We start from the raw sequence: 13574 nt of genomic DNA on the forward strand, positions 1-13574 counted from the left end.
TAATTTATACAATCAAGCCCACGACAATTCTATCAAGGCCTTTCATTATTACTGATACGTTTTGCAATTACCGGAATAATCTCTTTTAAATCGGCAACCGAATTAACAACATAATTAGCGCCTGCGTCAGCAAGGCTTTGGGCAGATTTTTTAACCAATTCGGTTTGTTCACTTTTTGATAGATTATTGAAATCTTGTTCCGAAAGGCCAATCCCATTGCCACTGGCGGCGACGCCAACTGTCCACATTCCGGCCTCACGGCCTTCTTGAATGCCTACTTCCGCATCATCAACTTTGATACAAGCACGTGCCGGCCAAACCCCAAGTTCAACCAGAATTTTCCACGCCATCAATGGAGATGGTCGTCCTTCTGTGGTTTCGCCGGCGCAAACCAATGTGTCAGGTTCATAGCCTTGATTGGCAGCATTGATAAGGATTGGTTGCATCATTTGACGGCTGTAACCAGTGCAAGAGCCAATTTTGACGTCATTATTTCGCAAAGACTCAACGATTTCTTTTGCGCCATCAATTAATTTTGAATATTTTGCTGCCGCTTCTTCCATATGTGGGGTTACATCATTGAAAAGATGATCAATATCCTGCTCTGTGAATGCTTGACCATGCACATCCGCCCATTTTTGGGAAACTTCGGGAAGCGAAAGAATTGATTTAATATGTTCACGCTTGGCCTTGCCCATAAAGGCACGGATTTGTGCGTCTTCAAGTTCAATGCCCGCACCTGAAAAAGTTTTATGCATGGCAACAACGGGTGCCAGACAACCAAAGTCAATCATAGTGCCCGCCCAGTCAAATATTACGGCTTTAATTGGATAATCAGACATTATAACAACTCCATATTTATAAGATTTTCTTCGGCTATCCCGAATGCGCTTGAGGCACCTGCACCACAAGTCACGATGATTAATTTTACATTTTCTTCTGGTGTATCATCTAGATAAAGACGGTTTGGCGCGGTGGCATATGTTCCAACCCATCTTTCACGAATTGGCGGTGGGGTGCCGATTACATGCGAATATTCATCAAGAATTAGATTGTCGATATAATCGTGGGAAAATGGTGTGTCTGGGTTATCGTAATCATGGCTATCACCAACAATTAAGGACCCATCTGCAGATTGCACGGCAATCAAATGAATTCCTTCTTTTAGGTGTTCTGATTGCTCTTTTTGTAGTTTTTTTCTTAATGCTTCGGCTTCAGGTAGTTCGCTATAACCCAAATAGCGTGTAAGGCCGAGGTCAGACATAATCGCGCCATTGAACTTAAAGCCAGGGTTTTCAAGGCGCAACATTTGCAATTTGCATTTTTTTATTCCTAGCGATGCAATTAATTCGGAATAAAGGCCGTTTAAATTATCGCCTGGGCAAACAACCGCGTTTTCATATTTAATTGCACCATTATTGGTATATGCCTTGCCATTGGTTACCGATAAAACAGGTGAATTGAAAAAGAATTTTACGCCCATTTCATACTTTAAAATATTTATCAGAAAGGGAAGGGCTTCACGCGATTCAATTCTTATTTCATGGGGCGAATGTAAGATTGCTTTTATTTTTGATGTGAATGGAATGTTTGTTTCCGATGGCTTTAAAATCTCACAATTCTCGCCCATTTCGGTTTTCAAAAATGCCTCCAAGACAGCCTCTGCTTCTGGGCGGCGCACCGCCATATAAAGCCCTTGGTGAAGAACATTAAGATTATGCTTTTGCGCAATATCGGCCCAAATATTTCGGGTGCGCATGCATAGTTTGTAAAAATGCCCGCGTTGTTGGCCTGTAACGGTTACAAAGCCAAAATTGCGAATTGATGCCATAATTGGTGCTGAATTGGCTTCAATAACCGCGACTTTAAGACCTGCTAGGCTTGCAAGATAGGCATGGGCAAGGCCAACAACCCCTGCGCCAACAATCACTAAATCATATTTTTCATTATCCAACATATTGCACATTTAAACCATGCCTGAATAAAGGGTTTTGTTTTCAGAATTTTTGAATTCAATCCACATCTCATTGGGGTTGATTTCCACAATCAGAAATCCAAGCTCTGATTTGCAGAATTTAGTGCCTGCTACGGCGTCAACTTTGCGTGCTTCAGAACCTGCGCCAGACGTTATTGCCGAAAACCCATCACGCACAATATATTGCAAATCATGGTCATGGCCATTGATATAGGCTTTTACATTATGCTTCTTCAAAATGGGTAAGACGCTGGCAATCATTTCTTTGCCATCACCGTGCACGCTGCCGCCTGAGAAAATCGTGTGGTGACCAATTACCAATTTCGTTTTGGCTTTTGACGCATTTAATTCTGTATCAAGCCAGTTTAGTTGTGTCTCAATGTCCTGATTAGAAATTTTGGCAATTTGTTCGGGCGATGGACTATTATTTTTCCAGACAATAGGTGTGGTATCAATGACAAAAATATCAATATCAGGCACATAGGCAGGGATTTTATAATAGCGCGACGGCATTTTCCAATGTTTTGAAATTTTGGTATATTCTACTTGCACCTGTGGATTGCCACCATAATCATGGTTCCCTAATGCGACATACCAATCTTTTTGCAAAGAAGGCGCTTGATAGACTTGCTCAAAAGATTTTTGCCAATGCGGGTCATCAATTGATGTTACGCCGGCATTATAAAAATTATCGCCAACAGAAATTATGAAATCACATGGTTTTTCATTTGCGGCATCGGCCATTGCCTGTGCAACTTTTTTTTGTTGCGGCGTGCCATAACGCCCCCAATCACCAATTACCAAGAAGCGTAAGCTTTTTGGGGTTTGTGCAAATGCCTGTGTTTCAAGCATTGTTGCGAGCGCTGAGCCAGCGAATAATTGTCTTAATAATGCCCGGCGGCCAATTTTTAAAATATCTTTTGTCATCTTATAAAACCATCTTGCCAATGCCTGGGTCGGTTTTGCTGGCCCTTCCAGTTTCCACATGTCCGGCATAGTGGCGCAACCATTCATTAGATTGATTGTGTGACAGTTTTAGGCTGTACCAGCCGGATGAATTGATAAGTGAATATGAAATATTTGTGGATTTTGTTGGGTTGATAATGATTTTTGTTGTTTGTTGCTCGTTGTTTGCAACCTTATAATCATCATCCATTGCCAATTCTATTTCGATATCTTTATCGGTTTTATTGCTAATGATTAATGTGATTGCGCCTGTTCTATAATCTTCATTGAAAATAACGTCTAATGGATCTTGGATTGGTTTGTCATGCGATACGGTTCTTCCCGCAAAATGGCGATAAAACCCATTTGGCCCATGTATGTGCAGGTCATATAAATGGCGCCCTTCATTATTCCAATCACCTGCTTTATAGCTTTGCCCCTTATCCAATGTATATCGCCATGGCCCTGCAATATCATATGCGGCATGGTCGTGAATTGTGAAAACTGCACCCGATGCGCCATTATTGGCAAGATTTACGAAGAAATTTTCATTTTCTGAAATTGCATCGGCTTTTAGGCGATATGGGGTAGGGCGCAAACCCATTTGACCAGCGACTTGACCGCCCGCCGATTGTAAATCAGGAATTTTTAAAGATGGTTGTTGCGCCGCGTGTGCAAGGCGTTGCTTGTAATCATCGGTATTTGGAAGTTTTAAATCCGCCAATTTGCTATTTGGTGTTTTAAAATCAAATGCGGAGGTTAAGTCACCGCAAATTGCTCTTCGCCAATCGCTAATGTTGGGTTCGAAGACGCCAAAACGCTTTTCTATAAATTTAATTGTTGAAGTATGGTCAAATACTTCTGAGCAAACATAACCGCCACGCGTCCACGGAGATATAATCATTGATGGAATGCGTATTCCAAGCCCCAATGGTTGTTTGCCTTTTACACCAGGTTGTGGATCGGCATCATAATCTTTAAATTCACCATTTATATCAACCCCGCTATAACCATCTGCCTTAGTAGCTGGTGGCATTGGTGGTAACATATGATCATAAAAACCACCGGCTTCATCATAATTTATAATGAAAGCGGTTTTGGCAAAAACTTTGGGGTTGGATAATAGTGCCTCAATAAGTTTTGCAGTTAAATTCTCGCCATCGGCGGGCGTCCATCTTGGGTGTTCCGATAATGCCGCCGCCGTAACAATCCATGAAACTTGTGGCAATTTATCGGCCATTACGTCTTGTTTAAAGGCTTCAACCAATTGCTGACCATCTGAACGGGTGCGGTCTGCCCCCTCTTTATGTTCAGAGACCCAAGCGCGACCGCGCTTATAAAGGTTAGAGTTTTTGTCACATGGGCGGAATGGTTTAAATACCGACAGGATATTATCGCCAAAATTGTCGTATTCTTGATAAACTTTCCACGACACTCCTGCTTTTTCTAAACGTTCGGCATAGGTGGTCCATTCATAGGCCTTTATTTGTTGATCTTCATCCATATTGGCGCTTGGGGTCTCGTCTTCGCCATAATTACTAAGAACGGGAATGCCGCCAACCTTTCCTGCACCGTTGCAGCCTGTCCATAAATGGAGGCGGTTGGGATAGGTTTGGGTAAGGGTTGAGCAATGATATGCGTCAAGAATTGTGAAATTCGCCGCCAAAGCATGGTAAAACGGCAAATCGGATGCTTTATAATATGCCATACGGTTGTGTAATTGCTTCGAAAGCCCCCATTGGTCATAATGACCATTGTTAACAATCAGGGTCGCGGCGTGATGTCCTTGATCTGCACCATCAACAACATAGGCATTTGCGGTTTTGCTATCGGCCCAATATGGCATTACATAACCGTCTTTATGTTGTTCTGACGGTTGGCGCCAAACACTATGCCCATTTCTTAAACGTAATGGTCTTGGGTCACCCTGTCCGCGTACCCCAGGGAAGTTTCCAAAATAATGGTCAAAACCGCGATTCTCTTGCATAAGGATTACTATATGCTCGACATCCTTTATCGTGCCAGTATGGTTATTGGCGGGGGTTGCCATCGCCTTTTCAATACTGTTTAGCATTGCGATGCTGATGCCGGCGCTTGCGGCAGTAATAATATTGCGGCGATTTGGATTGAATGGGTTGCTCATGGAATTCTCCAGCAAGTTGCAATTTTGACAAGGCGTCTGATGTTCATCGCATATTTATATTCAATATATTTATAAGAAATGTGTCAATATCATTATTTTATTATGTAAAAATGCATTCATAATACCACTATCATCCGTTTATAAATGTTTATTTTGGATGATTTCACTATTTCTACCAAAAGATTTTAGACGTTAATAATAAGGGAAATGGGCAAAAATGCCGCTTGTTTGGTAATTATATGCGATATTTTTATAAACAATAAAAAAGCGTTAAGAAACTTTCATATTAAAAAACTATAAGAAAGCTAGTTTCATTATTTGTTATTATATATAACAATTAAACGGGCTTGGAAAAATCGATAGATGAAATAACGATTGGGCACGGAATGAAACACTAATGCGTCACCAAAGCTGTTGGAACCCAGGAGTGTTAAAATGTTTAAAAAGTTAAAAAAACTTACGCGGATTGGATGCCGTGCAGCCCTTTTGGGCGGCGCATCTTTATTGGCAATGCCGGTAATGTCTGCTTATGCGCAAACCCAAGATGCTGATACGACCGCAAATGATAAGAATGTTATTCTTGTTGTTGGTCAGCGTCTTTCAAATGCCAATTCAATTAATCAGCAAAAAAATTCGGCAAATATCGTAAATGTTATTTCCGCCGATGATTTGGGTAAATTACCCGATGCAAACGTTGCCGATGCCTTGGCACGTGTTCCTGGTGTTACCGTTGTAGTAAACCAAGAAACCGGTGAAGGTGAATTCGTTTCGATTCGCGGTTTCGGTGGCACTTATAATGCCTATGCAATCAACGGCGTCCGGGTTGCGCTTACTGATACTGATAGCCGCAAAATGTCTATGACAGTTCTACCGCCAAATGGTTTGAAATCAATCGTTGTTTCAAAAACCCTTACCCCTGATATGGATGGTGACGCGATTGGTGGTACGGTGAATTTCATTACCCCAAATGCATTTGATTTCAAAAAAGACGTATTTCGTGCATTCGGCAGCGTTGGTTATAATGATCGTGCCGAGGCACAGGGTGAAAAATCAACAGCAAGCCAAATCCAACTTGATGCATCACACCTTTTTGATAATGGTAAATGGGGCGTATTTGGCTCTGTAAACTATGGTAAATCTTATTATCACAACGAAGAAACCGAAAATGATGGTGAGTGGGAGCCATACCACTTCCGCCTTAATTCAACTGAAGCAATTGACGAGCGTTCAATGTATTTGCCAGGCATCGACCTTGATTACCGTCGTGGCGAACAGGAAAGATATGGCGGTAACTTCTCAATTGATTATCACGATGACAACAATAAATTATATTTCCGCGGTCAATATGCGAAGCTAAACCGTACTGGTACAAATGATTATACCGATGAAAGAAGCCGTAAAACAAACCGCCTTAAACAAGTAAATGTTGATGATACAACATTGCTTCAACCAGAGCAGATGATAACCGGACACGATGCCGTAAAAGGAAATATTTACGGTTATACCACTTCGCAAATCGTTGATAAGGATAAAGACGGAATCATTACTGATGCCGATGTCCAAAGTTCATCTTATTGGTCATTATATGGTCGTTCGGGTGTATGGGATCCAAAGGCATTCCAATTTGCACGTTCATTTGAAACCCAAGACCAAGAATCAGATCTCGCAACCTTTAATACCGGCGGCACAAGCCAGTATGGTGATTGGACGTTTGATTATGACCTAAGCTATTCATATGGTAAAAAAGGTGACCCTGGTCATTATAGCATTGGCTTCAATTGCGATAAATGTTCAACCGACCCGATGTTTACTTCAACAGGGATTCTTTGGTCTTCATTCGACCCACGTTTCCCATTGGCGCAATTACCGGCGTATGCAAAGAATGTTGATCACCGCGATGATTTATTGCCATTCGATGGCGCCGGCTTTGATAAAAGCGAACAAACCGACAAACGTACGGCTTTGAAATTTGATGCCAAATACAAAATGAATAATTTCATTGATTATGTAAAACTTGGTTTCAAATATTACAAATCTGAACGTGATTATGACTATACACCAATTTGGGATGGCACAGTTGACGGAACAGCACTTGAAAATTCCACATTGGCTAGCTCGGGTCTGGTTGAGCGACAAGTTACGGGTATTGACCATAATACATATTATTATGGCTCAATCTTAGACCGTGCAAAAGTTATTGCCGCGATTAATGCCGCCAAGGCCGCAAATCCAACAACTTATTCTTATGAAGAATTAAATGCAGACGACAAAAAGGGTAGCGAAGCTGTAATCGCACTTTATGGCCTTGCGAATATGCACTTTGACGATTTGACAGTTATTTCTGGTCTTCGCGTTGAGCGCACCGATGTGAAAAATACCGCATGGGTCGATGACGGAAGTAATTCAGGTTTTGGAACAACCAAAAAAGACTATACTGTTGCCCTTCCATCTGTAACCGCAATTTGGCGCTTGGGACCAAAAGTGGTTTATCGTGGCGCACTATGGACTAGTTTCTCACGCCCTGAATATACAAATATTCTTCGTGGGGAATCAGTTGGCAGAAACTCTGCGCACGAGATCGTAACCATTTCACGTGGAAACCCTGATCTTAAGCCGGCATATTCAACCAATATCGACTTGTCTGCTGAATATTATCCAGACCGTATGAGCGTGGTTAGTGCGACATTGTTCCATAAAAATATTGACCATTTCATTTTTACCAACGGTCAAGCGGTTGACGCCGATACCCAAGACGGAACAATCACCATCACTCAGCCGCAAAATGGCAAGACTGCAAACATTACAGGTCTTGAGCTTAATTTAATTAAGTCATTTGACGGTATGATTGCGCCATTTGATGGTTTTGGGGTTGAGGTAAATGCAACCTTCCAAACTTCAGAGGCTGATACTGGAAAACCATATCGTGCAGGTAAAAAGACGCCGTTTATTCAATGCCCAGACAGACAATATAACGTCGCCCTAACATACCAGAAATATGGCATCGAAGGTAAATTGGCATATCAATATTCAGGTGAATATATCGAAGACTTCCGCGATAATGCGGTTGATAAATGGGTGCAGCCGAATAAGTCACTTGATCTACACTTACGTTACCATGTGAGCGAGCAAATGACCGTTGATTTTGATGCCCAAAACATTCTTGATGGACATCGTTATTACACCACAAAAGGCAAAAGCCCATCATATCAAAAAGACTATATGGAGCCAGGACGTAACTTTGTTTTACGTTTTGCATATAGCCACTAAAACAGTTTCATAATACCTTCCCTTCCACGAAAAATACCCCGAATTTAGCGATTCGGGGTATTTGCATTTTGTCCGGATTCTGCTTAGATAAATCTTATAATTTTTTAGTGTGGCAGGTTATGTCTGATTCAATTGATGGTTCTAATGGTAAGAATAGCGAACGCACCAAAGGACGACGTGAAGCCAATGGATTGTCTATTGGGGCATTACGGGCATTTGTAACCATTGTTGACCAGGGCAGCTTTTCCAAGGCAGCGCAGGAATTAGGGGTTTCACAACCCAATGTTTCAAATCAAATTATTGCCCTTGAACAAGCCTGCGGTGTGCGGCTTTTGCATCGCCGAACCCAAAATCAAACCCTTACCGAAGCGGGGCGCGAACTTTATACACGTGCACGTCTTGTTATAAACCGTATGGATGACTTTGAGTTTATTGCGCGCCAATTTATTGGCCTAAAACGTGGCCGTTTGATGGTGGGATATTCAATTCCATCGGTGGCGCTTAAGTTAATTGGCCATTTTATGCGAACTTATCCTGATATTGAAGTTTCGGCAAAGCACGGTAACACCAACGATTTATTAGGAAGTCTTGGCGATTGTCGTACTGATGTTGCACTCATTTCACTGCTTGAACCCGATGCTACATTGGCATGCCATTTAGTTGCCCCCCAAGGGTTAAATCTTTTAGTACCTGCTAGCCATCCTTTTGCCTCACGCGATGAAATTCATGTTGAGGATTTATCGGGGCTTGCATTAGTAACGCGTGAAGAAGGATCCGTTACGCGCGCCTTAACCATACTTGCACACAAACAAGTTGGTCTTGAATTCCGCCCCGTTTTCACGGTTGAAAGCCGCGAAGCAATCAAGGAGGCGGTGGTCAATGGTATGGGTTTCGGAACGATTCTTGATGGCGAAATTGGCGAAGATAAAAGATTAAAAGCCCTGCCGCTTTTGGGGCTTGAACAAAAAGCCGGTGTGTATCTAACCTGTCTTAAGGAAAATCTAGAAATTCCGGCTGTAAATGCCTTTATTCGCATGTCAAACGGTGGGCTTTGATTCTAAAAAGCTGACAAAAACCCTTTAAATATCGGTGATTTGGTCGTTGTGTTTCACGATTTGCATTGGTTCGTAAATAAATCGCTGCGTTTAATTCGCAGTGAATGTAAATAATTTTTAGATATATATATTAACTTCACATATGAATTTTATTATATTCAATATTGAAACGGAATATAAGAATCTAATAAATGTCGATACAAAATCTTGAAAAGCAATCATTCACTAAAATGCAAAACAGTCCGTCACAGTCGGAAAGCGATACCAATACTTCGCCCAATCGCCGCGATTGGCAGATGGCAAATATTGATGAAGATGGTTGGGATATTATAAATCGTGACGCTAATGCCTTTTTTCATCAATCGGTTTCATCGCCATGTCTTTCCGCACTTGTGGAAGCAAAAGGAAGTTGGCTGAAAGATACTGCTGGTAATCAATATCTCGACTTTCATGGTAATAATGTTCATTTATTGGGGCATGCTAATCCTGAAATAATTGCCGCTATAAATAAACAAATGCAGGATTTGGCATTTGTGCCGCGGCGCTTTACTTGTGAACGTACTGTTGAGCTTGCCGAAAAGCTGTGTGAGCAATTCAAAAAAAATACTGGCCATAATGGGCGGGTCTTGTTTGCACCAAGTGGTACTGATGCTATTGAGATTGCGTTAAAAATTGCGCGCGCCACAACTGGGCGTCACAAAACCCTTTCATTCTGGGATGCTTTTCATGGTGCGGGTTTTGGTGCAGCAAGCGTGGGTGGCGAATCGCTTTTCCGTTCGGGGCCAATTGGTCCGTTGATGGCGGGTGCAAACCATATTGCGCCATTTAATTGTTACCGCTGCCCATATGGTCATAAAGATAATGAAACTTGTGGTCTGGCATGTGCAAATATGGCGGCCTATGCCCTTGAGCGTGAAGCAGACATTGCCGCAGTAATCGCCGAGCCAACCCGCGTAGTCCCTTATATTCCACCAAAAGGATATTGGAAAAAGGTTCGTGAAGCATGTGATAGGCATAATAGCCTGCTGATATTTGACGAAATCCCAAGTGGTCTTGGACGCACTGGAAAATTCTTCTCATTCGCTCATGAAGATGTTTCACCTGATATGGTAGTTTTGGGTAAGTCCTTGGGCGGTGGTATTTTGCCTATGGCGGCGGTTATTGCGCGCGCCGATTTAGATGGCGGCAAAGATTGGGCCTTTGGCCATTATACACATGAAAAAAATCCGGTCATGGCGATGGCGGCATTAACCACCATAAAAATTGTTGAACGGGACAATCTTGCAAATCGTGCAGAAGAATTGGGAAATCGTGCAATTCAAAGACTTAGCAAGCTTGAAGAGGAATATGGCTTTATAACGAATGTTCGCGGCCGCGGTCTAATAATTGGGCTTGAAATCGTGAAAGATAAAGTTTCACAAGAGCCTGATTTAGAATTAGCGGATAAAATAATGTATCGTGCCCTTTCATTTGGGCTTTCGTTCAAGATTACAATGGGTAATGTCATCACCCTTACGCCACCACTAACTATAAGTGATGAGGAGTTTGATCTAGGTTTAACCAAACTTGAACAAGCATTTGCATGTGTTTAATGGCAATTGATAAATTAAATTGCCACAGCCCTTAAATCATTTAGCCAATATTCAATGTCATGAACTTTGCGTCCAGGTGTTTTTGCCAAATCATCGGCGACGCGAACTTTGATTAAATCGTCACGAAGCTCGTGCTGTTCAAATGCTTTGATTTCAGAATCACTCATAAGTCCGCCTTGGTCTTCAAACGAGGATCTGCTGGTTGGTGTAAGTTTGTCATAATATGTTTTATTGACACTTACTAAATAGCGTTTTGCGTTCGCATGTTGCGCAATTAATTCACGGATGCGAATCGGCATGACTTTTTCAAGCATTCTTGCGCCATATTGTTCGTGATCTCGAATATGGCATTGCTGGTGGGCGATATCGTGCAAAAGTCCCGCGATTTGCAACTCTTTATCTTCTGGTGACATTAATTCCAGCTCATATGCGGTTTGTAGACCGTGGTCGAGTTCTGAAAGCCCTTCAACCTCACAGACCATATTTTTCATAATCTGCAAATACGATTCTAATTCAGAAATATTCTCAAAGGTTTCAACATGGGGGAAATTGCTCATTTTGTTTCAATCCTTTGATTTTCATGATTGATTTTAAAAACGCGGAATTTGAAATATGCCACGGATAAAAGCGCGAATAGCGTGATTAATATTGCCGAATAGATGCAAGCATTCATAAAAAAGCTTAGCCAGCTAAGTTTTAAATTGCCGAAATTCTTAAACAGTAAAAGCCCAACCGAACCTGCATAACCACTAGAATCAGCAAGATACATAACAAACGAAGCGTTTCCGGGGCTATGAACCGCCGCGGTAAGGCGGTCCACGAGAACACTATTATAAGGAACATATCCGGTATAGATACCCGCACCCACAAGAATCATCCAACTTATCGGGCCAATTAAATGGGCCTGAAAGGCAAGTGTTGCCACAAGTGCCAATAGCGCGCCGCCAATAATCATTAAATGGTAAAATAAAACGGCATTAGTATTTTTCTTTATGATTGTCGTAAGTGAAAACATCACCATTACAAATAAGGCAACGGGTAGTTCCGTAAGTGATAGAATCGCTGGCTCATCTTTGAAACCAAGTGCGCCCCAGATCTCAACCGCAAAATTATCACGGAAATCACGGAGTGCAGTAAGAATCACATAGGTTAGAATCAGCATCAAAAGCCCGAAGCCAGTTTTCTTTACAAAGGCAACCCGTTGTTCATGGTACATGGGGGTTCTTTCCATGCGGGCTTCTATGTCTTCGATGGTTGGCGGTGGGGTTTGTGACAGGAAAAAAACCGATATCAGCATTATTGGGAAGAATATTGCACCAGTTAGTGCCGGCATCCATAATTCTGGAACGCCATATTCAACAACAAGACTTCTGCCAACCGATTTAACAACGCCTGATGAAACAATAAAGCTTACGGCAAGGCCCGCGCCCAAGACATCGCTGATACGGCGACCTTCAAGATATGAATAAACTAGCCCCCAAATCATGCCAAGTGGAAGACCGCTTCCAAATATTGCAACTATTTTCAAGGGGGCGGGAACGATTGCAAATGCCGCTAAGAATACTAATGAAATACTTATCATGCCAATAATCATATATGGGCGCATTTTGGGATTTGCCTCTGAATTCACCTTAATCCCAAGCATTTTAGATAATGCATATCCAAACACCTGGGCAATTACGATTGCAACTTTGAAATCAATGTCATATGCCCAACCTGAAATATGTTCATAGGTTCCAACCGCAAATGGTTTACGGAATGCATACATCGAAAAATATGTAATAAAAGCGGCACTAAGACCATATAGGCCGATCCAAAATGAACCCCCACGAGCCACAAATTTGGTTATTTTACTCATTGCAATCTTTCTTTATTATATGGTGCAATGTCTGAACTGGCGGGTGGTTTTAGTTGTATTAATTTATCTTGCGCATCAAACATAAAGTTAAGAATCGCAAAAATGCCCTATTTATAGGTTGTTTTAATCACCCCGACGTGGTCCAAACATAACTTAATTGTTATTTGTTGGATGCTTTTATAATTATTATTTATGATGGTTTGATTACAAGCATTTGCTTAAATGGGTAAAATGCAGGATGCGGTCATATATATGGGATATAAATTTCCCACGAATGTTTAAAACAACAATTATCGTGTATGTAATTTGGGTTTTTTATTAAAATAGCCAGTATCGGCTAATATGAAGTGCGGATATATAATTCTCTGCTTATTTGTATATCTTTAATTTAACTAATAAAATTAATGCCTTGAAATTAAATGCAAACTTTAAAACAGCATTGGCTGCAAGTGGCGGTTGACTCTAGCATTTGAAAAGAATACTTAGTGCGTCCTCAAGCAACGAGCGGCTAGAAACTGGCGGACATCAAAAATCCGACAGGTTTTTTGTTCTCTTTTGTTTGGGCTAAGTTCGGAAAATTTCAATTTTGATATCTACTGAACTTAATTCATTGTTGACTGCAGATGGTAGTTGACATGGTTGGTTGAAGCGACTAGTTAAGCCGACCTCAAGCAATGAGTGAAGACAATATGGCGGGATTTAGTGATAGGTCTCGACGGTAATTTTTGCGCTCATTTGC

Annotated in this window: 9 protein-coding genes; 3 read left to right on the plus strand and 6 right to left on the minus strand. The window is 41.6% G+C overall.

Going from position 1 to position 13574, the window contains the following annotated elements:
- Positions 1-32: 32 nt before the first annotated feature.
- From phnX to KXV15_RS11960, 4 genes are read right to left on the minus strand one after another with little or no spacing between them, the layout of a single operon-like run.
- Complete coding sequence (phnX, locus tag KXV15_RS11945; protein WP_240008438.1) at positions 33-842, minus strand: phosphonoacetaldehyde hydrolase; 810 nt, start codon at positions 840-842, stop codon at positions 33-35.
- Positions 842-1966, minus strand: coding sequence for a TIGR03364 family FAD-dependent oxidoreductase (locus KXV15_RS11950; protein WP_240008439.1), 1125 nt, complete (start codon positions 1964-1966; stop codon positions 842-844). The genes phnX and KXV15_RS11950 overlap by 1 nt, the downstream gene beginning before the upstream one ends.
- Complete coding sequence (locus KXV15_RS11955; RefSeq protein WP_240008440.1) at positions 1967-2902, minus strand: purple acid phosphatase family protein; 936 nt, start codon at positions 2900-2902, stop codon at positions 1967-1969. It abuts the gene before it with no gap.
- 1 nt (position 2903) lies between these two features.
- Entirely contained in the window at positions 2904-5063 is a 2160-nt protein-coding gene (locus tag KXV15_RS11960) for a phosphocholine-specific phospholipase C (RefSeq protein ID WP_240008441.1), read from the minus strand.
- 435 nt (positions 5064-5498) lie between these two features.
- On the opposite strand from KXV15_RS11960, the gene KXV15_RS11965 reads away from it, so the two are divergent.
- The 3 genes from KXV15_RS11965 (at position 5499) to pbfA (ending at position 10977) form a co-directional block, all read left to right on the plus strand.
- Complete coding sequence (locus KXV15_RS11965) at positions 5499-8330, plus strand: TonB-dependent receptor (RefSeq protein WP_240008442.1); 2832 nt, start codon at positions 5499-5501, stop codon at positions 8328-8330.
- A gap of 119 nt (positions 8331-8449) precedes the next feature.
- Positions 8450-9385 carry a LysR family transcriptional regulator gene (locus KXV15_RS11970; protein ID WP_240008443.1) on the plus strand — a complete coding sequence of 312 codons (936 nt, stop codon included), beginning with the start codon at positions 8450-8452 and terminating at the stop codon, positions 9383-9385.
- 191 nt (positions 9386-9576) lie between these two features.
- Entirely contained in the window at positions 9577-10977 is a 1401-nt protein-coding gene (pbfA, locus tag KXV15_RS11975; protein WP_240008444.1) for a (R)-1-hydroxy-2-aminoethylphosphonate ammonia-lyase, read from the plus strand.
- Positions 10978-10991: 14 nt separating this feature from the next.
- On the opposite strand, the gene KXV15_RS11980 is transcribed toward pbfA, so the two are convergent.
- Positions 10992-11534 (minus strand): HD domain-containing protein, encoded by a 543-nt coding sequence (locus tag KXV15_RS11980; RefSeq protein WP_240008445.1) that lies wholly within the window; start codon positions 11532-11534, stop codon positions 10992-10994.
- Positions 11531-12835 (minus strand): DUF5690 family protein, encoded by a 1305-nt coding sequence (locus KXV15_RS11985; RefSeq protein WP_240008446.1) that lies wholly within the window; start codon positions 12833-12835, stop codon positions 11531-11533. Before KXV15_RS11985 ends, KXV15_RS11980 begins: the two co-directional genes overlap by 4 nt.
- Positions 12836-13574: the final 739 nt, after the last annotated feature.

It is taken from the genome of Pseudaquidulcibacter saccharophilus, from assembly GCF_019455445.1.
GTDB classification, from domain to species: domain Bacteria; phylum Pseudomonadota; class Alphaproteobacteria; order Caulobacterales; family Aquidulcibacteraceae; genus Pseudaquidulcibacter; species Pseudaquidulcibacter saccharophilus.